Source organism: Pandoraea pnomenusa (assembly GCF_000767615.3).
Lineage (GTDB): Bacteria > Pseudomonadota > Gammaproteobacteria > Burkholderiales > Burkholderiaceae > Pandoraea > Pandoraea pnomenusa.
Window position 1 is genome coordinate 1122789 of record NZ_CP009553.3, and the last position, 19665, is coordinate 1142453.

The following is a 19665-nucleotide window of genomic DNA, read 5'->3' on the forward strand; positions in this document are numbered from 1 at the left end:
CTCGGTTCAGCAGGGGTCGCCGGCGCAACAAGCGCGCCTTCGACGAATCGGGAGACGATCAGGGGCGAGCGCCCTTGACGAAGACTTCCTTGCGTCCGCGCATCTGATCGATGCGCTCGACCAGCAGGGTGAAGTCGCTGTCGTTGTGCGCCGGGTCGAATTGTTCCGTGTCGACAGTCAATACCGGCGCCGCGGCGTAATGATAGAAGAATTCGCCATAGATGTCGCACAGCGCACGCAGATACGTGTCCGGAATCTGTTGCTCCATCGGAATCGCGCGCTTCTGGATACGCGCGTAAAGCGTCTCGGGACTGGCCTGCAAATGGATCACGAGGTCGGGCGCGCGGTGCGCGCGCTCGACGTGCGCGACGAGCTTGCGATACAGATCGAGCTCGTCGGCCGACAGGGTGAGACGCGCGAACAGGCCGTCCTTTTCCGGGAGGAAGTCAGTAATAATCGGCTTGCCGTCGATTTCGCGGCGCGCGATTTCCATCGCTTCGTCCACGCGTCGCAGGCAGAACGACAACTGCGCGGGCAGCGCATAGCGCGCCGAGTCGCGATAGAAACGTTCGAGAAAGGGATTGAGCGCGGGTTGCTCGAGCATGATGTCGGCGCCGGCCGCATCGGCGAGCCGTTGCGCGAGCGATGTCTTGCCGACCCCGATGGGGCCTTCGACGGCCAGATAGCGAAAACGCCCGAGCACGGGCGATCTCATGAGACGTAGGCGCGCTTCGTCGGGCAGCAGCACGCCTCGACGCGCTCGATGCGCTGGTCGGCGACATCCCCCAGCAGGGCGCTTACGCGTCCCATGCCGGGAATGTCGAGTTCGGGAGCGAGATCGGAGAGCGGGCGCAGCACGAAGGCGCGCGCGGCCATGCGCGGATGCGGCACGATCAGGTCGGGTTCGGCGATGCATTCATCGCCATACAGCAGCAGATCGAGATCGAGCGTGCGCGGGGCATTCTTGTACGGGCGCTCGCGCCCGAAATGCAGTTCGATCTTCAGGCAGAGCGTAAGCAACTGGCGCGCCGTGAGGCGGGTCTCCACGGCGACGACGCAGTTCAGATAATCCTCGCCGGTCGACTCGATGGGCGCGGTGCGATACAGATCGGACTTGCCGATGATGGTCACGCCGATTTGCTGCGCCAGGCAGACGACGGCGTCCTTGATCGCTTGGCGGGCGTCGCCGAGATTCGCGCCGAGCCCGATATAGGCAACAGTCATGAAGCACCTTCGGAACCATGCTGTCGCGATGATACCCGCTTGCCATGATTCTCGCTGGTGGCGTTCTCATTGCCGTCGCCAGCGCTCGCTTCGTTGCCCGATCCTTCACCGCCCCGTCCACCCGTCGGCTTGCGACGGCGACGACGACGCTTGGCCGCCGGCGTACCGCTCGGTGCACTGCCTTGTGCGAGCAGGGCGTCGCGCGCGGCGGCATCGCCCTCGAGGAAGTCCGTCCACCACTGCCCGGCTTCGGCGGGCACCTCGCCCGACTCGCAGCGCAGCAGCAGGAAGTCGTAGCCGGCACGCAAGCGCGGATGTTCGAGCAGCCGCAGCGGCGTACGGCCCACGCGCTTGTCGAGACGCACCTGCAGGCCCCAGATTTCCTTCATGTCGGCAACGAAACGGCGCTGGATCGCGAGCTTGCCGGTCTGGGCGTCGAGCACGTCGTCCATGGCCAGATGCAGCGCCGGAATCGGGTACTCGCCCGCGCGCTGGTAGGCCTGCCACTTCTCGAGCACGAGATGCCACAACAGGGCGGCGAACAGGAAGCCCGGCGAAACCGGCTTGCCGGCGCGAATGCGCGCGTCGGTGTTGGCGAGCGCGAGCGTGACGAATTTCTCGCCCATCGGCTGCTCCAGCACGACGTCGAGCAGCGGCAGCAGACCGTGATGCAGGCCCTGCGCGCGCAATTGCTGCACGCACGCCCAGGCATGGCCCGAGAGCAGCAGCTTGAGCATCTCGTCGAACAGCCGCGCGGCGGGCACATTGTCGATGAGCGGTGCGAGCTGCGAGATCGGCGCGGCGGTCGCCTCGTCGATCTTGAAGCCGAGCTTGGCCGCGAAACGCACCACGCGCAGCATGCGCACGGGGTCTTCGCGATAGCGCGTGGCCGGGTCGCCGATCATGCGCAGCACGCGCTTCTGGATGTCTTCCCAGCCGTGATGGTAATCGTGCACCGTCTGCGCGGCCGGGTCGTAATACATGGCGTTGACGGTGAAGTCGCGCCGCGCGGCGTCTTCTTCCTGCTCGCCCCAGACGTTGTCGCGCAGCACGCGGCCCGATTCGTCGGTCACGTGCGTCTTGCGATCGAGTTCGCCCTTTTTCGGACGGCGTGCACCGATCTGCTCGCTGTCGACGGCGTCGACCAACGCGCGGAACGTCGAGGTCTCGATGATCTCCTGACCGAACTGCACGTGCACGATCTGGAACCGGCGACCGATGATGCGGGCGCGGCGGAACAGACGCTGCACCTGCTCGGGCGTGGCGCTCGTGGCGACGTCGAAGTCCTTCGGCGCGATACCGAGCAACAGGTCGCGCACCGCACCGCCCACGATGAAGGCCTTGAAGCCGGCCTGCTGCAACGTGTCGGTCACGCGCACGGCGTTCTTCGAAAGCAGCGAGGGATCGATGCCGTGAACGCCAACGGGAATGACGACGGGGGTGCCGGGCGGCGTCGGGCCGGTAGCGCCGGTAGCGCCGGCGCGGGGCTGACCGTCCTTGCCCAGCAGCTTCTTGATGAGTTTGCGGATCACTGGAACAACTCGAGAATGGGCCAGCGACGCGCCAGCGCGATTTCGCGCAGCGCCTCATCGGGGTTCGTTGCCACCGGATGGTTGACCTTCTCCATCAGGGGGACGTCGTTGGCGGAATCGCTGTAGAAAAAGGCGTGGTCGAAGTCGTCCCAGGTCTTGCCCAGGCTCGCGAGCCACGCTTCGGTACGGGTGATCTTGCCTTCGCGGAAGCTCGGCGTGCCGACATACTCGCCGGTGTAGCGCGCGTTCGGGCCGTCGCCGGCGGTGGCCGGTTCGGTGCCGATCAGATGATCGATCCCGAAGGCCTTCGCGATCGGACGGGTCACGAACGTGTTGGTCGCCGTCACGATGGCGCACAGGTCGCCGGCCTTGCGGTGCGTGTCGATCAGTTCGAGCGCCTCGCTGCGCACGTGCGGCAGGATCGACTCCTCCATGTACTGCGCGTGCCAGGCGTCGAGCTGATCGCGCGGGTAACGCGCGAGCGGCGCCAGGCAGAAACGCAGATAGGCCGGCATGTCGAGCCGGCCCGCACGGTAATCCTGATAGAAGGCCTCGTTGGCCTGCGCGTACGAGTCACGCTCGACCGCGCCCTGGCGCACGAGGAAGCGACCCCACTCCTTGTCGCTGTCCGTGGGCAGCAATGTGTGGTCGAGATCGAAGAGAGCTAAATTGGTCATTGCGCGAATTTTACCTGAAGCTAACACCGGTCAGTTTTTGCCGTCGGGGGTGGCAGGATCGGTGTGGGTGAGCATCTGGCGCAGCAACGGCAAGGTCACCGCGCGCTTTTGTTCCATCGAAAATCGGTCCAGGCGGTCGAGCAGCGCCATCAGGCTCGACATGTCGCGCTGGAAATGCGTGAGCAGATAGGCGGGCACGTCGGCCGCCAGTTGCAGCCCCCGCTCGCGGGCCGCGTTCTGCAGCGCCTGCTTCTTGCCCTCGTCGTCGAGTCCCACAATGTGAAATACGAGCCCCCAGCCCAGGCGGGTGCGCAGGTCTTCCCGAAGCGGCATGTCGACCGGCGGTTGCGAGCCGGCGGCGACGAAAGCGCAATGCGGTCGGGCGCGGGTTTCGTTGAAGAGGTTGAACGCGGCGATCTGCTGGGTGGACGACAGGGTGTCGCAATCGTCCACGCAATAGACCGTGCTGGCCTCGTCGAACGTGAAGGCGGCCAGCGGGCTGTGTGGGCGCAGATACCGCGCGCTCGGGCCCACGGCATGGCACAGCGCCTCCATCAGGTGGGTGCGGCCCGATCCGGCCGTTCCCCAGAGGTAGATGCCACGGTCGCGTGCGGTGCCGGCCGCCAGTTCGGCACTCAGGCCGGCAAGCGTCTGCGCCGCCTCGCGATTGGGCCCGACAATGAAATTGTCGAACGTGGCGGGCGGCGGGGTGCCGAGGTCGAGATACAGTTGCTGGATCACGAACGAAGAAAGCCGGCGACAGGCCGGCGGAGTACGGTTTACGGGGCACGACGGGGTCAGCCGGCGTCCGATATCCGGTTTGCGTGCCGAAAGGACACGCGCATCGGGTAAAATCGCATTTTACCGAACCTTGATGCATTCCCGTCATGTCACACCCTAACGAAACTTCCGGCCTTTCCTATCGCGACGCTGGCGTCGACATCGAAGCGGGCGACGCGCTGGTCGAAGCGATCAAGCCGTTTGCCAAGAAAACCCTGCGCGACGGCGTGCTGGGCGGCATCGGCGGCTTCGGCGCGCTGTTCGAAGTGCCCAAGCGCTACAAGGAGCCGGTGCTCGTTTCGGGGACCGACGGCGTGGGCACCAAGCTCAAGCTGGCCTTCACGCTGAACAAGCACGACACGGTTGGCCAGGACCTGGTCGCCATGAGCGTGAACGACATTCTGGTGCAGGGCGCCGAGCCGTTGTTCTTCCTCGATTACTTCGCCTGCGGCAAGCTGGACGTGGCCACGGCGGCCACGGTCGTCAAGGGGATCGCGCAGGGTTGCGAGCTGGCCGGATGCGCGCTGATCGGTGGCGAGACGGCGGAAATGCCGAGCATGTACCCGGACGGCGAGTACGATCTGGCCGGTTTCGCGGTAGGCGCGGTGGAAAAGAGCAAGATCATCGACGGCACGACCATCGTGCCGGGCGACGTGGTGCTGGGGCTGGCCTCGTCGGGGGCGCACTCGAATGGCTATTCGCTGGTGCGCAAGATCATCGAAGTCGCGAAGCCCGACCTGGACGCCGACTTTCACGGCCAGCCGCTGCGCGATGTGCTGATGGCGCCCACGCGCATCTATGTCAAGCCGCTGCTCGCGCTCATGCAGACGCTTAACGTCAAGGGCATGGCGCACATCACCGGCGGCGGCATCGTCGAGAATATCCCGCGTGTCCTGCAGGATCATCTGACGGCCGACATCAAGCAGGACGCCTGGACGCTGCCGCCGCTGTTCCAGTGGCTGCAGGCCCACGGCAAGGTGGCCGACGCGGAGATGCATCGCGTATTCAACTGCGGCATCGGCATGGCGGTGATCGTGTCGGCGGCCGACGCCGACGCCGCGGTCAAGCACCTCGAGGCCTCGGGCGAAACGGTCTACCGTCTGGGCGCGATCCGCGAGCGCAAGGAAGGCGAAGCGCAGACGATCGTCTCGTAAGCGCAAGGTGTTGACGATACCCGGCAACGAAGCGAGGCGCGCGCGACGATAACGCGCCACCACGCCGCGAGCCATGCATGAAAAAGCCCGCCAGGGGGTCCCCCGGCGGGCTTTTTTGTCGGCGCCGCGGCGCGGGGACCGGTTTCAGGCCATCATTCGCGCCTGGACCGCGCGAAGCACGTCGTCGAGCGTCGTCTCCATCACGCGCACGAGATCGTCGAGCTGCGCGCTGGGCGCGGCGGCGCGCGGCGTGATGCGCAGCGTGTGGAACGGCATCGACGGTTCGAAGCGGCGCAGCACGAGGTCGGAGTCGAGAAAGTCGTAAGCCGAGACCGGGTGCAGCAACCCGATGCCCACGTTTTCCTTGACCATCGTGCCGATATTGATCGAGTAGCGCGCCGTGGCGACCACCTGCTCGTGCAGATTGCCGTCGGCGAAGAGTTGGTCCATGCCCCAGCGGACCATGTCGGTGGGTTCGTACGAGAGAATCGGCTGGCCTTTCAGATCTGCCAGGCGAATGACCTTCTTGCGCGCGAGCGCATGCCCGGCGGGCAGTGCGCAAATGGCGTCGAGCTTGGCGAACGAGACGGCGTCCGTTGCCGCCACGTCGATCGTGTCGGTCACGATGCCCAGCGCGAGCTGATGGGTGACGACCTGATCGCGAATCAGATCCGACGCACCGGTCGTGAGCGCCAGTTGCACGCTCGGATGCAACGCCCGGTACCTCGCCATCACCCTGGCGAAGAAGCCGAGACCGAATGAGACGACCGATCCCACCCGAATGACGGCGCGATCGGGGTTGCGCAGATTCAGCGCGAATTCGCGGATATTGTCGAGTCCGGCGTAGCGGCGCTCGACCTCCTCGAACAGCGCGAAGGCTTCGGCCGTCGGTTCCAGCCGGCCTCGCGCGCGGTCGAACAGCGTGAGCCGCGTCGAGCGCTCGAGGTCAGCCACGAGGCGGCTGACCGCGGACTGCGACGTGCCGAGCACCTGGGCGGCCTTGGTGGTCGTGCGCGTGAGCATCAGCGCCCGAAAGGCGTCGATGTGCCGAAAATCCATCGATTCTCCACGGAAGGGTTGGCGTGTGGGTGGCGCGCTTTCCGCAGCTGCGCCGAGGCGTCGCGCGATGCGTCACCGCCGAATGCGACGGCATCGGTGGGCGGTGACGCTGCCATGCGATGCGCTCGCCGGCGCTCGCCTCACATCGCGAAAGCGTGGATTCTACCGCCCTTCATCACCATGGGAATTCGCTCGCCCTGGCCGAGCAGGCAGTCCAGCGACGCGAGCGGATTGCCGTCGACGATCAGCACATCGGCATGCGCGCCGGGCACGATCTCGCCCAGTTGACCGGATTGGCCGAGTACCTCGGCACCCACCACCGTCGCACTGCGCAGGATCTCGGCGGGCGTGAGTACCTCGGCGCGCAGCCGGAACTCGTCGCTTTGCAGGCGCTGCGACTCGCCCAGGAGATCGGAGCCGTAACCCATCTTCACCCCGGCGTCGCGGAAGATCTCCAGCGAGCGCAGGCCGGCGGCATGCACATCGGCGATCTTGGCCACGCTGTCGTCCGGCAGGCCGAGCGATTTTCCTTCGTTCGCGAGCGCGTCGTACGTCACCAGCGTCGGCACGGCGTACGCCCCCTGCTCGGCCATGAAGCGCGCCGTCGGGGCGTCGACGAGGTTGCCGTGTTCGATGGTGCGCACGCCGCAGCGCACCGCGCGCTCGATCGCCGCGGCGGTATACGCATGCGCCAGTACATAGGTGCCGCGTCCGCGCGCTTCGGCGACGATGGCACGGATTTCGTCTTCGGAGTACCCCCACGCGCCCACCGGATCGGTGGGCGAGGCCACGCCGCCCGAGGCCATGATCTTGATCTGGTCGGCCCCCATTTGCAGTTCTTCGCGCACGGCGCGGCGCACCGCGTCGACGCCGTCGGCCACGCGCGAGAGCGCGCCCACGCGCACGCAGCACGGACACGGCCCGTCGGTGCCGATGTAGTCGGTGCGTGGGCGTCCGTCGCCGTGTCCGCCGGTCTGGCTGATGGCGCGGCCCGACACGAACAGGCGCGGTCCCTCGGCGAGCCCGCTCTCGACGGCGTGCTTGATCGCGTGGCCCGCGCCACCGGCGTCGCGCACCGTGGTAAAGCCGCGCCGCAGCATGCCTTGCAGAATCGGCACCGACTTGAGCGTGACCAGCACGTTCGGCAGATGCGCCTGTGCGGCGAGATTGAGCTGGGTGGCGTGCACATGCACGTGCAGATCGATCAGGCCGGGCATCACGGTGCGCCCGTGCGCGTCGATCTCGCGCGCCGCCTGCGTGCGGATCGGCTTGTCCGAGACTTCCTTGATGCGTCCGTTCTCGATCAGAACGGCGTGATCCTCGCGCAGTTCGCCCTTGACCGGGTCCAGCAGCGCGCAGTTCGACAACAGAATCGACTCCATGACCTCTCCTCCGAAATTGGTATGTGCGTTCAATCGATCGTGGCGTGCGCGAGCGTTCGCGGCGTGCGCGTGAGCATCAGCGGCGTATCGCCCGTCACCACCGAGTCGTCCAGACGGAATCCGCCCAGCCCGTAGACGTAGATGCCCGGTTCGGCCGAGTAGACCTCGTTGGCGAGCAGCGGACGATGGTTGAACGCCATGTCGTCGGGGTATTCGTGGCCGATGATGCCCATGCCGTGTCCGGTGCGATGCCGGATGAACTCGCCGCAGCCGGCCTTCTCGATGACGGCCTGCGCGGCCGCGTCGATGCCGGAGACCGGCTGGCCCGTGACGGCGGCGCCCACCGCGGCCTCGTTGGCCGCCCGTGCGACCTCGTAGAAGCGCGCCTGCTCGGTCGATGGCTTGCCGCAGAACCAAGTACGTTCGTTCTCGATGACGAGCCCGTTCAGGCGCGGGATCACGATGTTTACCATGCCGTCGCCCGCGTTGATGCGCGCGCCGCACGATGCGCCGTCGCCGTGCGGCGAGGCCGAGGCCGGACCGGAGAGGGTCCAGCAACGCATGACTTCGAGGTTCTCGCCCGGGAAGCGCTTCGCGCCTTCGGTGACCATGAGCGCGGCCATCGAGTAATCGAGCTCCTGCACCAGACGCCCGGGGCGGATGTTCTCGCGATAGCGCTCCTGCACCCAGTCCGCCAGTTCGGCCGCCGCGCGCATGATGGCGATCTCTTCGTCGTGCTTGACCCAGCGCAGGCCGCGCATCTGCGCGAGCATCGGCACGAGCTTCGCGTCGGGCAGCAGGGCGCCCGCGCGCGCGAGGGGGCCGCCGGCGGCGTCGACGCCGATGCGCGAGCCGCCCAGCCCGGCCGCGCTCAACGCCTCGGCGATCAGCGCCGGCACCTCGGCGAGCAGCGGCTGACGTTGCGTCACGCGGGGGTGCTCGGCGTACAGTGTGACGCGCGCCGGATCCAGCCAGAGGTGGTGGCGCTCGCGGGCCATCATCAGGTGATGCGTGGAGAGCTCGTTCATCACGGCGAAAGGCTCGCCGTTGCGCGGCACGCACACCGCGATGGGACGCTCCCACGTCTGCACGTCGACGTGGAAGTTGGTGGCCCACTGGAAGAAGTCGGCAGCGGTGAACACGAGCGCGTCGACGCGCGTGCGGTCCATCAGGTCGTTCATGAGGCTGCGGCGGTACTGACGGGTGGCATCGGTGAGTATCGGCATGGCGAAATCCTTGTGAGGCGGCTGCGCTGTCTGTGAAGGCCCGGCGGAAATGCCTGCGGCAGTGCCGCGCTGCCGCCGGGAGCGAGTCGGGAATGCGTCGGGAATGCGTCGGGAGCGTCAGGTCATCATCGTCTTCGCGTAGCGACGATGAATGACCCAGTGGGAGGCGATGGCGAGCGCGAAGGTCACGACCATCGACACGATCGAGAGCACCGCGCCGAAGGGCCAGTTGTTCGCCTTGGCGATCTGGTCGTAGATCGTGGGCGTCATCATCGTGATGCCGGTGCCGCCCAGCAGGACCGGTGTCGCGTAGGCGTTCATGCACAGGATGAACACGAGCATGGTGCCGGCCGCGATGCCCGGCGCCGCCATGGGCAGGATCACGCGCAGGAGCGTTTGTCCGAAGGTGGCGCCGAGATTGCGCGCGGCCTCTTCCACGGAGAAGTCCATGCCTTCGAGCACGCTTTGCAGCGTGAGGATCATGTAGGGCAGCACCACGGCAGTGGTGCCCACCACCACGGCGAACGGCGTGTACAGCAACCGCACCGGCTGCGGCACGATGCCCAGCGACACGAGCAGCGAATTGACGAAGCCGGCATTGCCGAGCATGACCATCCAGCCGGCCGCGCGCACGACGTTGCCCACGAGCAGCGGGAAGACCAGCAGCATGACCAGCAGACTCTTGAAGCGGGTCTGCGTGCGGGCGAGCATGTACGCGACCGGAAAGCCGAACACGAGCGCGAGCGCCGTGCACAGCGAAGCGATCTTGATGGTCGTCCACAGCACCGACAGGTAATACGGGTCGGTGAAGAACTTGACGTAGTTCTCGGCCGTGAGCGCCGCCTGCATCATGTCGACGGGATCGAACCGGTTGAAGCTGTAGCGCACCAGTTGCAGGCCTGGCAGCACGATCACGAACAGCACCACGAACGTGGCCGGCGTGACGAGCGAGCCCCCGGTGAGGGCGCCGCGCACCGCGCGTGCGGTGGCGGCCCGGGCGGCTTGCGCGGATGGCGGGGCGGCGGGCGAAGTCATCGAGGGCTCGGGCGGGGCGGCGAGATTCACAGGCCCACCTTGAATTCCTTGTTCCAGAAGTCGAGCAGCGCCGGCTTGTCGGCGGTGAAGCGGGCGTAATCGAGCTTGACCATGCGATCGAGTTCGTCGTTGGTGAAGCCCACGCTTTGCTGCAGCGACGGCGGCAAATTGGCGTTCTTCACCGTCGGCGCGTAGCCCATCGTCTCGGCAAAGCCGATCTGCGCGCGCGGATCGAGCATCGCGTTCAGATAGTTGAAGCCGCACGCCTTGGACTGCGAGTTCTTCGGCACGGCGGCCTCGAACGTCACCGGCACCGCGCCCTCCTTGGGCACCACGTAGTCGATCGGCACGCCGGCCTTCTTCCATTGCAGGGCACGCGCCTTCCACATGCAGGTGAACCAGATGTCGCCGCTCTTGAGCGCCGAGGCCACCGCTTCGTTCGACGGATACACCTTGGGCTGTTGCGTCTTGCGAAGCTCGCGCAGGAATTGCACGCCGCCGGCCATGTCGCCGTCCTTGTGTCCGGCCGCAAGCGAGCTGCTCACCACGTTGAAGTTGTAGAGGATGTCCGAGAACCCGACCTTGCCCTTGAGCTTGGGATCGAGCGCCGCCGTGAACGAGTCGGGCTTCGTGCCGAGCTTTTCCGGGTTGTACACGATCACCATCGCGCTGAAGATGTGCGGAATCGAGTAGGGGCGGCGCAGTGCGTCGAGCGTGTTGACGAGATTCGGCACGAGTTTGGCGTCGACCGTCTCGAGAATGCCCGAGCGGTTGATGTCGTACATGTCGAGATCGGCCAGACAAGCCACGTCGAGCGAGCCGCGGCGCGAGGCCTTTTCGGCGCGCAGCTTGGTCATGCGTTCGACCTGTCCCGCGGAATCGTAAGTGACCTTGCCCCGGCCGCCTCGATAATCGGTTTGCCGATGTTCTGCTCCAGCAGGTTCAGGTAGTCGCCGCCCCAGGTGCCCACGACCACGTTCGGGCACGCGGCGGCGGCGTGTGCCGAAAGGGCGTCGAGACCCAGCGCGGGGGCGATCACCAGGCCGGAAGCGGTCTTCAGAAACGTGCGGCGGTTCAGAGCGTGCGTCATGTCGTCATCCTTCGTAGCATGGGCCAGGCGACTGGCCGGGGTATGGAGCGAGAAGCCTGCGTGTGGTGGTGTGGTGCGTGCGTTACGGATATCGGATCGTCGGCAAGGTCGCCGCGCGTTATTGCATCGAAGCGGCACATCGTGGCGACCCAGTGCGGTCGGCGGTCGGCGGCCGTCAGGCGTTGAAGAACAGACAGTCCGTACTCGCGAAGCACGCCTTGAGCGCGCGTCCCGGAGCGTAACGGCCTGCGTCGTCGCGAGCCGTGTTGGGCACATGCGCCACGAGCGTCTCGCCTTGCGGACTCTTCAGGCGCAGCTCCAGCGTGGCGCCAAGATAGATCGTCTGATCGACCGTCACGGGCATGGACGTCTCGTCGTGCGCCGGCGCGTCGCTCAGGCGCAGACGTTCGGGGCGAATACCCAGCGTGCGCGCGTCCGGTGTGGCGCTCGCGAGCGCCAGGCGTTCGCCGCGGGCCGTCACGAAGTGGCCGTCGTGCATCTGACCGGCGAGGAAATTCATCTTGCCGAGAAAGTTCGCCACGAACGGATTCGCAGGGCGTTCGTAGAGCGCGTCGGCCGTGCCGATCTGCTGCACGCGGCCGTCATGCATGACGGCGAGGCGATCGGCAATCGCGAGCGCCTCTTCCTGGTCGTGGGTGACGAAAATCGTGGTGAGGCCCAGACGCCGCTGGAGCGCGCGAATTTCCTCGCGCACTTCGGTGCGCAGCTTGGCATCGAGGTTCGAGAGCGGTTCGTCGAGCAGGAACACGTCGGGACGAATCGCCAGCGCGCGGGCGATCGCCACGCGCTGTTGCTGACCGCCCGAGAGCTGGCGCGGGTAGCGGTCGGCCAGCTGGGACAGCCGCACCATGTCGAGGGCTTCGCGGATGCGCGCGGCGCGATCGGCGCTCGACACGCGCCGCATCTCCAGTCCGAACGCCACGTTCTCGGCCACGGTCATGTGCGGAAAGAGGGCGTAGCGCTGGAACACCATGCCCGTGTTGCGGCGATGCGGGGGCAGGCGCGAGACTTCCTTGCCGCCGATCCATATTTCTCCCGCCGTGGGCTCGACGAAGCCCGCCACCATGCGCAGCGTGGTGGTCTTGCCGCAGCCGCTCGGGCCGAGGAACGCGACGAGCTCGCCTTCGGCGATCTCCAGCGAGAAGTCCGTCACGGCAGCGGCGTTGCCGTATTGCTTGCGCAGTCCGCGCAGCGAAACGTTGGCCATGTCAGATCACCTGGCTGAGTTTGACGAAGCGATCGGTGATCAGCATGACGATGCCGAGCAGCACGATCTGCGCGGCGGAGACCGCCGCAATCGTCGGATCGAGATTGAATTCGAGGTACTGCATGATCGCGATGGGCAACGTGGTCTTGCCCGGGCCTACCAGCGGCAGCGTGAGTTCGAGGTTCTCGAACGACACGATGAAGCTGAACAACACCGCCGCGACAATGGCGGGGCGCAGCATCGGCAGCGTGACACGCCACAGCGTGCGCCACGGCCCCGCGCCGAGATTGCGCGCGGCCTCCTCGATGGTGCCGTCGATTTGCGCGAGGCTCGCGCCCACGAGTCGCATCGTCCAGGGAATGGTCAGGCAGATGTGCGCGATGACCAGACCACCGAACGTGCCGACGATGTCCATGTCCAGCGCGTTTTCGGCGCGCAGGTAGAAGAGGTAGGCGGCGATGCCGGCCACGATGCCCGGCACCACCAGCGGCAGCAGCAGCACGTTGCCCAGCGTGCGGCGTCCCGGAAAGCGGTAGCGCGCGAGGGCCAGCGAGGCGGCAACCCCGAGAATCACGCCGCCAATGGCGGCGCAGGCGGCCAGTTGCAGCGAGAGCAGGAAGCCGTCGGCAAACGCGGCATTGCGCCAGGCGTTCAGATACCACGAGACCGTGTAACCGCTGGGCGGGAAGGTGATGATCGCGTCTTTGAAAAAACTCAGCCAGACCACGAAGATCAGCGGGCTGAGCATGAACAGGTAAATCAGCGTCACCCCGGCGCGCACGGCCCAGCTCGCGAGCGGCACACGCCGCGGTCGACCGGCGGGGCGTGGCAGCACGTTGCCCGTCATCCCGCTCGGCTCCATCGAAGTCTGCGTCATTGGCGTCCTTCCCGGTATCGTGGATTCGATGCAAATTTGCATTGCTCGAAACGTTGATATGCAAATTAGCATATCAAAATCGACATGCAAACCGGAAAGCTGTCAGGGTTTCAACCGAGTCGGGCGGCGCGTGTTTCACACCCTGTTTCGCATCCTGTTTCGCATCCTGTTTCGCATCCTGTTTCGCACCGTGGAAGGGTGCGCGAATGCAACGGGGATGCCGCGCAGCGCGCCACGTGGCATGCCGCCGGGAAGCCGCGGCCGCGCCGCTTTTCAGTCTCGCCAGAGGGCGCGCACGGTGGCGAGTGCGCGTTGTGAGGCGTCGGCGGCGGTGCAGTCGACGATGTGTCGCTCAGGCATCGAGCGCAGCCACGTGAGCTGGCGCTTGCACAACTGACGCGTGGCGAAGATGCCCTTGTCGCGCATCGTGTCATAGTCCGTTTCGCCGTCGAGGTATTCCCACACCTGTCGGTAGCCGACGCAGCGCATCGACGGCAAGCCGGGATCGAGATCGCCGCGCGCACGCAGGCGTTCGACCTCGTCGACCAAGCCCGCGGCGAGCATCAGCCGAAACCGCTCGGCGATGCGCGCATGCAGCACCGAGCGATCGCCGGGCTCGAGGGCCACCGGCACGAACGTATGTCCGGGTGACGTGCGCGACGACTGCGCCTGCTCGGCAAGCCACTGCGACATCGGCTTGCCCGACAGCTCGAAAATCTCCAGCGCGCGCTGGACGCGCTGCGCGTCGTTCGGGGCAAGGCGCGCGGCTGTCGCGGGATCGACGCTCGCGAGCCGGGCGTGCATCGCGGGCCAGCCAATGCGCGCGGCGTCTTCGTCCAGCCTGGCGCGCACGGCGGCGTCGGCCGACGGCAGCGGCGACAGGCCATGCGTGAGCGCCTTGTAGTACAGCATCGTGCCGCCGACGAGCAGCGGACGACGTCCGCGTGCCGCGATCTCGTCGACCAGACGCAGCGTGTCCTCGCGGAATTGCGCGGCGGAGTAGGCGTCGCGCGGATCGATGATGTCGATCAGGTGATGCGGAACGGCCGCCAGTTCGGCGGCGCTGGGTTTCGCCGTGCCGATATCCATCTCGCGGTAGACGAGCGCGGAATCGACGCTGACGATCTCCAATGGTGTCTCCTGCGCGAGCGCCAGGGCGGCGGCGGTCTTGCCGGATGCCGTGGGGCCCAGCAGGCAGACGATCGGGGAGTGTGCCTTCATGAACCGCTCAACGTCCGCGCATGAACAATTTGTCGAGGTCGCCGAGCGTGAGCTGGTACCAGGTGGGGCGCCCGTGATTGCATTGGTCGGCGCGTTCGGTCGCTTCCATCTGGCGCAGCAGCGCGTTCATCTCTTCATGCGTGAGGCGGCGGTTGGCGCGCACGGCCGTATGGCACGCGAGCGTGCCCAGCAATTCGTGCTGACGCTCCGTGAGCACGCGCGAGCCGCCGTACTGGCGAAGGTCCGCAAGCACCGCGCGTGCGAGCGCCTGAGCGTCGGCGCCGTCGAGCAGCGCGGGAATGGCACGCACGGCAAGCGTCGTCGGCGAGATGGCCGCGAGGTCGAAGCCGAGCGCGGTGAGCGTTTCCTGATGCTCTTCGGCCGTGCCGATTTCCACCGGATCGGCGAAGAACGTTACCGGAATGAGCAGGGGCTGCACCGGTACGCTTTGCTCGAGCAGCGCCTGCTTGAAGCGCTCGTAAAGAATGCGCTCGTGCGCCGCGTGCATGTCGACGAGCACCAGCCCGTGGTCGTTCTGCGCCAGGATGTAGATGCCGTGCAGTTGTCCGAGTGCGAAGCCGAGCGGTTGGTCGGGCGCCGTGGCGCCCTGCGTGTCGCCGGGCCCGCTCGCATTGCCGTATGGCGTTGCCGGGGCGTCCGAGACATGCGTGACGCCAGGTTGGCCAGGTTGGCCCGGTTGGCCAGGCTGACCGTAAGGGCGCGGTGCGGGCGGCGCGGCACGTCCGAACAGGTTGTCATAGACGGAAAGCGGCTGCGCCACCGGCAGCGTGCCTTGCTGCACGCGCGAATTCCAACTGCTCCCCCCGGGCGTGCCGAAGCCGCCGCCCGGGCGTGCGCTACCGAAACCTCCCACGCCCGCGATGGCGCCGGGACCGGCGGCAAGGCCGCCGGTGTCCGTGAGGTGCGCGGCGTGCGTGGCACCGCCGCCACCGGCTGCGCGCGCGAGCGCACGCTGCACGGCATGAAAGACGAACTGGTGCACGCTGCGCGCATCGCGGAATCGCACTTCGATCTTCGATGGGTGGACGTTCACATCGACGAGCTGCGGCGGCAGTTCGAAATACAGCACGTAGGCGGGATAGCGGTCGCCGTGAAGCACGTCTTCGTAGGCAGCGCGCACGGCGTGCGTGAGCAGCTTGTCGCGCACGAAGCGGCCGTTGACGAAGAAGAACTGCTGGTCTGCCCGGCCTCGGCTGGCCGTGGGCAGGCCGACGAAACCGGACAGGCGAAGCTCGGCCGCCCCTTCGTCGAGCGCGAGATGGGCGCCGGCAAAGTCGCTGCCGAGCACGCGCGAGACGCGCGTGGCCGCGTCCGACACATTCCAGTGCTCCACCGCGCGGTTGTTGTGCAGAATCGAGAAGCCGACGTCCGGGCGCGCCAGGGCGCTGCGGCGGATCACGTCCATGCAATGGCCGAATTCGGTTTGCTCGGTCTTCAGGAATTTGCGGCGTGCGGGGGTGTTGAAATACAGGTCGCGCACGTCGACGGTGGTGCCTACGGGGCCCGCCGCCGGCGTCAGCGCGCCGGTGTTGCCGTCGATGGCGGTCGCGTGCGGCGCGTCGATCTGCCGGCTCGACAGCGTGAGTTGGGCGACTGACGCAATGGACGCAAGCGCCTCGCCCCGGAACCCGAGGGTGAGCACCGATTCGAGCTCGTCGAGCGTGCGGATCTTGCTGGTGGCGTGCCGGGTGAGCGCGAGCGGCAACTGCTCGGCGGACATGCCGCCGCCGTCGTCGGTGATGGCGATGCGGCGTACACCCCCTTCCTCGAGCTTGATCTGGAGGGCGCGGGCCCCCGCGTCCAGGGCGTTTTCGAGCAATTCCTTGACCACGGAGGCCGGGCGTTCGACCACCTCGCCGGCGGCGATCTGGCTGATCAGCTGGTCGGGAAGCACGCGGATGGCGCGCGCCGGCGCGAGGGCCGCCGGCATGGGGCCGGGGCGGCGCTCGGGAGCGTCGGGTGTGGCGTCGACGGGCACGGCGGCCGGGTCTTGCGCTGCGGGGGCGGGGGTCGGGGTGGCAGACATGGGAACCATTATAAAGGTTGCCCTCAAACACATTGGTCCCCGCCGTTTCAGCCTGCGATACCCTTCTTAATTCGCAACTAATTTCCGTGTGCGAAGGTGGTGGCGGAAGATCAGCCCCGTCTGAGCCACCCGAACCGCCTGGCCGCTCAACGCCGGAAGTCGCGGGAAACCGTGGGAAGGTTGGGTGGGTCGTCGGGCGGACGCGCCGGCACGCGCCGCACGATGGCATGGAAACCGCATGACCCGACCGGCTCCGGCCGTCATGCAGACTTAACGACGCCCGACGGCCGCGCTGGTATGATGCGACTCGTCGTGCGCCCGCAGGGACGGGCCGGCGTCCTTTATCTTGAGGAATCGTCTTGGATACTTTGGTGCAATTGCTGGAGATGGTGCTCCATATCGATAAACATCTGGGCGTGTTTATCGATCAGTACGGAAACTGGGTGTATCTGTTCCTGTTCATGATCGTGTTCGTGGAGACGGGGCTGGTGCTGTTTCCGTTCCTTCCCGGCGATTCCCTGCTGTTCATCGGCGGCGCCTTCGCGGCCACCGGTGCCATGGATCCGTGGCTGCTCGGCGCGCTGCTATTCATCGCGGCCGTGACCGGCAACACGCTCAACTATTGGATCGGCTCGAAGATCGGGCCGCGCGTCTACGAGAAGAACTGGCGATTTCTCGATCGCGACGCGCTGCGCAAGACCCACGACTTCTACGAACACCATGGCGGAAAGACGATCGTGATGGCACGATTCGTGCCCGTGGTGCGTACGTTCGCCCCGTTCGTGGCGGGCGTGTCGGCCATGTCGTGGGCACGCTTCCAGCTCTACAACGTGATCGGCGCGGCCATCTGGGTGACGCTGCTCGTGGGCGGCGGTCACCTGTTCGGCAATCTCCCGGTCGTCAAGCAATACCTGAACGTCATCGTGCTGGTGGGGATCTCGGCCGCCGTCGTGCCGATCGCGCTCGGCGCGCTGTGGAAGATGTTCACGCGCGGTCGCCGCCGCGAGCCGCAACGTCAGGGCGAGTAAGGCAAGGCGCACCTCGGTGCGGGCCGGTCGAATCCGGCCGGCAGCGCGCGCGGCGTGACCCAAAAAAGATGGCGCATCCGGAAACCGGACGCGCCATTTTTCTTTGCCCTCGCCGCTTGGCGTCAGGCCGTGCGGTTCTTCGCGAGGGGCGGATTCTTCGCGAAGTAGGCCTTGATGCCCTTGAGCAGGGCGTTGGCGAGCCGTTCCTGGTAGGCGGGATCGTTCAGCGACTGCTCTTCCCTGGGGTTGCTGATGAAGGCCGTCTCGACCAGCACCGACGGGATATCCGGGGCCTTGAGCACGGCGAAGGCCGCCTGCTCGACATGCTTGCTGTGCAGGCGGTCCGCCACCGTGCCGATCTCGGCGAGCAGTGCCGTGCCGAACACCTTGCTGTCGCGGATCTGCGCGGTCGTCGACATGTCGAGCAGCGCGTGCGCCACCGCCCGGTCGTTGGTTTTGATGTTCACGCCACCAATCAGGTCGGAAGCGTTCTGCGTCTTCTCCAGCAACCGCGCCGTCGCGCTCGTGGCGCCGCGCTCGGACAGCGCGAACACCGAGGCGCCGTTGGCCGACGGCGACGTGAACGCGTCGGCGTGAATCGACATGAACAGATCGGCGTCCACGCGGCGCGCCTTCTGGACGCGCACGCCGAGCGGCACGAAGAAGTCGGCATCGCGGGTCATCATGGCGCGCATGTTGGGCTGGGCGTCGATCTTCTCCCGCAGCCGCTTGGCAATCTGCAACACCACAACCTTTTCGTACGTGCCACTGCTGCCGATCGCGCCCGGATCTTCCCCGCCATGACCGGGGTCGATGGCGATGGTGAGCAGGCGTGCCGTCTTCGGCCCGCGCGCGGGCGGCGTGGGCAGGCCGTCGTCGCTTTCGTTCCCGCGCTGGGCGAGCGGCGGCGTCCTGTCCGGCGCCGGCGTCGGACGTGACGCACGCGGGCCGGGCTCGCGCTGCGCATAACGCTGGAAGAACGCCTCGCTCTCTTCCGTGCTCGGCGTGCCCGACCCGGCACCCGGGGCGGCAGGCGGCGGGTTCTGCGCGAGCGCCTCGGCCTTGCGGCTGGACTTCGCGAGCAACTCCATGAGTGGATCGGGTTCAACGGCCGGATACAGGTCGAACACCGTGCGGTACTTGTAGCCGGCCACCGGCGGCAGCGTGAACGATTGCGGCTTCACGCCGGCCTTCAGGTCGAAGACCATGCGCACCACGCCGGGCTTGAACTGCCCCACGCGCACCTGCATGATCTGCGGATCGTTCGGCTGGATCTTGGAGACGAGATCGCGCAGCGTCGGACTCAGATCGACCTCGTCGAGATCGATCACAAAACGGTTCGGACTCTCCATCAACTGCTGCTGGAACTTGACCGGGTTGTCGGTCTCGAGCGTGACGCGCGTGTAGTCCTTGGCCGGCCAGACGCGCACCGCCACGATGGCGTTGGCGCGCGCGAGGCGGGGTCCCGCAAGGGCGAGGATCAGTGTGGATGCGCCCGCGCGCAGTGCTCGGCGTCGGCCGGCATTGGGCGATGAGGCGTCATCGGTTCGGGCAAAGCGTTTGATCAGCATGAGTTCAGGCAAGCAAGACCCGCCGGCGTGTAGGCGCTCGTCGTCAGACGGCGGCTGTTGCCCACGGGTTCCAGCCAAAGGCGCAAATCGGGGGTGCCGAGCAGGCCATCGGCTTTTTCCGGCCACTCGACCAGGCACAGCGCGTCGCCCGCGAAGTGCTCGCGAAAGCCCGTGTCATGCCATTCGGCCGGATCGGCAAAGCGGTACAGGTCGAAATGATAGACCGGCAACACGCCATTTGGTGTGTCGATGTTGTAGGGTTCACACAGCGCGTAGGTGGGGCTTTTGACGCGTCCCGTGTGCCCCAGCGCCCGCAGCAGCGCCCGCACGAGTGTGGTTTTACCCGCGCCGAGGTCGCCCGAGAGTTGCACGTGAAGGCCCGCATGCGCCGCGTCGGTGTGCGCCATGCGGGCCACGATCACGCGCGCGAGGGCCGCCGCGAACGCTTCGGTGGCGGTTTCGTCCGGCAACGCGAAAACGCGCTCGCCCAGCGGGGGCGGCGCCGAAGAATCGGACATGGCGGGCATTGCGTAA

The 19665-nt window shown here is 66.8% G+C and carries 17 protein-coding genes and 1 pseudogene; 2 read left to right on the forward strand and 16 right to left on the reverse strand.

Annotation, left to right across the window (positions count from 1 at the left end; all coding sequences use genetic code 11):
- Positions 1–58: 58 nt before the first annotated feature.
- From LV28_RS29190 to hda, 5 genes are read right to left on the reverse strand one after another with little or no spacing between them, the layout of a single operon-like run.
- Entirely contained in the window at positions 59–715 is a 657-nt protein-coding gene (locus LV28_RS29190; RefSeq protein ID WP_028731250.1) for a deoxynucleoside kinase, read from the reverse strand.
- A complete protein-coding gene (gene folK, locus LV28_RS29195) occupies positions 712–1224 on the reverse strand; it encodes a 2-amino-4-hydroxy-6-hydroxymethyldihydropteridine diphosphokinase (protein WP_023594520.1) in 513 nt (170 codons plus the stop codon). The genes LV28_RS29190 and folK overlap by 4 nt, the downstream gene beginning before the upstream one ends.
- Complete coding sequence (gene pcnB / locus LV28_RS29200; protein ID WP_023872143.1) at positions 1221–2756, reverse strand: polynucleotide adenylyltransferase PcnB; 1536 nt, start codon at positions 2754–2756, stop codon at positions 1221–1223. The genes folK and pcnB overlap by 4 nt, the downstream gene beginning before the upstream one ends.
- Complete coding sequence (locus LV28_RS29205) at positions 2753–3433, reverse strand: histidinol-phosphatase (RefSeq protein WP_023594522.1); 681 nt, start codon at positions 3431–3433, stop codon at positions 2753–2755. Before LV28_RS29205 ends, pcnB begins: the two co-directional genes overlap by 4 nt.
- A gap of 30 nt (positions 3434–3463) precedes the next feature.
- The gene (gene hda, locus LV28_RS29210; protein WP_023594523.1) at positions 3464–4174 is read right to left on the reverse strand and encodes a DnaA regulatory inactivator Hda; all 711 of its coding nucleotides are present in this window, start codon (positions 4172–4174) and stop codon (positions 3464–3466) included.
- 146 nt (positions 4175–4320) lie between these two features.
- Here hda and purM point away from each other — a divergent pair, with 146 nt between their 5' ends.
- Positions 4321–5367 carry a phosphoribosylformylglycinamidine cyclo-ligase gene (purM, locus tag LV28_RS29215; protein ID WP_023594524.1) on the forward strand — a complete coding sequence of 349 codons (1047 nt, stop codon included), beginning with the start codon at positions 4321–4323 and terminating at the stop codon, positions 5365–5367.
- Positions 5368–5511: 144 nt separating this feature from the next.
- Here the strand turns inward: purM and LV28_RS29220 are convergent, their stop codons facing one another.
- From LV28_RS29220 to mutL, 9 genes and pseudogenes are all read right to left on the reverse strand, one after another.
- Positions 5512–6426 carry a LysR substrate-binding domain-containing protein gene (locus LV28_RS29220; protein WP_038618575.1) on the reverse strand — a complete coding sequence of 305 codons (915 nt, stop codon included), beginning with the start codon at positions 6424–6426 and terminating at the stop codon, positions 5512–5514.
- 140 nt (positions 6427–6566) lie between these two features.
- A complete protein-coding gene (locus LV28_RS29225) occupies positions 6567–7808 on the reverse strand; it encodes a metal-dependent hydrolase family protein (protein WP_023594526.1) in 1242 nt (413 codons plus the stop codon).
- A 29-nt stretch (positions 7809–7837) separates the two neighbouring features.
- Positions 7838–9034: a M24 family metallopeptidase gene (locus LV28_RS29230; RefSeq protein WP_038618570.1), complete on the reverse strand. Its 1197-nt coding sequence runs from the start codon at positions 9032–9034 to the stop codon at positions 7838–7840.
- A gap of 117 nt (positions 9035–9151) precedes the next feature.
- Entirely contained in the window at positions 9152–10069 is a 918-nt protein-coding gene (locus LV28_RS29235; RefSeq protein ID WP_223272010.1) for an ABC transporter permease, read from the reverse strand.
- A 26-nt stretch (positions 10070–10095) separates the two neighbouring features.
- Positions 10096–11159 (reverse strand): annotated as a pseudogene (locus tag LV28_RS29240) (extracellular solute-binding protein).
- Positions 11160–11334: 175 nt separating this feature from the next.
- Positions 11335–12387: an ABC transporter ATP-binding protein gene (locus LV28_RS29245; protein WP_038618567.1), complete on the reverse strand. Its 1053-nt coding sequence runs from the start codon at positions 12385–12387 to the stop codon at positions 11335–11337.
- A 1-nt stretch (position 12388) separates the two neighbouring features.
- Entirely contained in the window at positions 12389–13234 is an 846-nt protein-coding gene (locus LV28_RS29250) for an ABC transporter permease (RefSeq protein WP_369798679.1), read from the reverse strand.
- Between the two features lie 303 nt (positions 13235–13537).
- A complete protein-coding gene (gene miaA / locus LV28_RS29255; protein WP_038618564.1) occupies positions 13538–14485 on the reverse strand; it encodes a tRNA (adenosine(37)-N6)-dimethylallyltransferase MiaA in 948 nt (315 codons plus the stop codon).
- A gap of 7 nt (positions 14486–14492) precedes the next feature.
- A complete protein-coding gene (gene mutL, locus LV28_RS29260) occupies positions 14493–16436 on the reverse strand; it encodes a DNA mismatch repair endonuclease MutL (RefSeq protein ID WP_038618561.1) in 1944 nt (647 codons plus the stop codon).
- Between the two features lie 455 nt (positions 16437–16891).
- Here mutL and LV28_RS29265 point away from each other — a divergent pair, with 455 nt between their 5' ends.
- Positions 16892–17560, forward strand: coding sequence for a VTT domain-containing protein (locus tag LV28_RS29265; RefSeq protein ID WP_023594535.1), 669 nt, complete (start codon positions 16892–16894; stop codon positions 17558–17560).
- Between the two features lie 122 nt (positions 17561–17682).
- Here LV28_RS29265 and LV28_RS29270 read toward each other — a convergent pair whose 3' ends face one another.
- Positions 17683–19143 carry an N-acetylmuramoyl-L-alanine amidase gene (locus tag LV28_RS29270; RefSeq protein WP_115344393.1) on the reverse strand — a complete coding sequence of 487 codons (1461 nt, stop codon included), beginning with the start codon at positions 19141–19143 and terminating at the stop codon, positions 17683–17685.
- Positions 19125–19658 carry a tRNA (adenosine(37)-N6)-threonylcarbamoyltransferase complex ATPase subunit type 1 TsaE gene (gene tsaE, locus LV28_RS29275; protein ID WP_023872138.1) on the reverse strand — a complete coding sequence of 178 codons (534 nt, stop codon included), beginning with the start codon at positions 19656–19658 and terminating at the stop codon, positions 19125–19127. Before tsaE ends, LV28_RS29270 begins: the two co-directional genes overlap by 19 nt.
- Between the last annotated feature and the right edge of the window lie 7 nt (positions 19659–19665).

Bases quoted from the DNA above. Each gene is read 5' to 3' on its own strand.
- LV28_RS29190 (WP_028731250.1), bottom strand. From the start codon at position 715: ATGAGATCGCCCGTGCTCGGGCGTTTTCGCTATCTGGCCGTCGAAGGC.
- folK (WP_023594520.1), bottom strand. From the start codon at position 1,224: ATGACTGTTGCCTATATCGGGCTCGGCGCGAATCTCGGCGACGCCCGC.
- LV28_RS29205 (WP_023594522.1), bottom strand. From the start codon at position 3,433: ATGACCAATTTAGCTCTCTTCGATCTCGACCACACATTGCTGCCCACG.
- purM (WP_023594524.1), top strand. From the start codon at position 4,321: ATGTCACACCCTAACGAAACTTCCGGCCTTTCCTATCGCGACGCTGGC.
- LV28_RS29220 (WP_038618575.1), bottom strand. From the start codon at position 6,426: ATGGATTTTCGGCACATCGACGCCTTTCGGGCGCTGATGCTCACGCGC.
- LV28_RS29225 (WP_023594526.1), bottom strand. From the start codon at position 7,808: ATGGAGTCGATTCTGTTGTCGAACTGCGCGCTGCTGGACCCGGTCAAG.
- LV28_RS29230 (WP_038618570.1), bottom strand. From the start codon at position 9,034: ATGCCGATACTCACCGATGCCACCCGTCAGTACCGCCGCAGCCTCATG.
- LV28_RS29235 (WP_223272010.1), bottom strand. From the start codon at position 10,069: ATGACTTCGCCCGCCGCCCCGCCATCCGCGCAAGCCGCCCGGGCCGCC.
- LV28_RS29245 (WP_038618567.1), bottom strand. From the start codon at position 12,387: ATGGCCAACGTTTCGCTGCGCGGACTGCGCAAGCAATACGGCAACGCC.
- LV28_RS29250 (WP_369798679.1), bottom strand. From the start codon at position 13,234: ATGACGGGCAACGTGCTGCCACGCCCCGCCGGTCGACCGCGGCGTGTG.
- miaA (WP_038618564.1), bottom strand. From the start codon at position 14,485: ATGAAGGCACACTCCCCGATCGTCTGCCTGCTGGGCCCCACGGCATCC.
- mutL (WP_038618561.1), bottom strand. From the start codon at position 16,436: ATGCCGGCGGCCCTCGCGCCGGCGCGCGCCATCCGCGTGCTTCCCGAC.
- tsaE (WP_023872138.1), bottom strand. From the start codon at position 19,658: ATGCCCGCCATGTCCGATTCTTCGGCGCCGCCCCCGCTGGGCGAGCGC.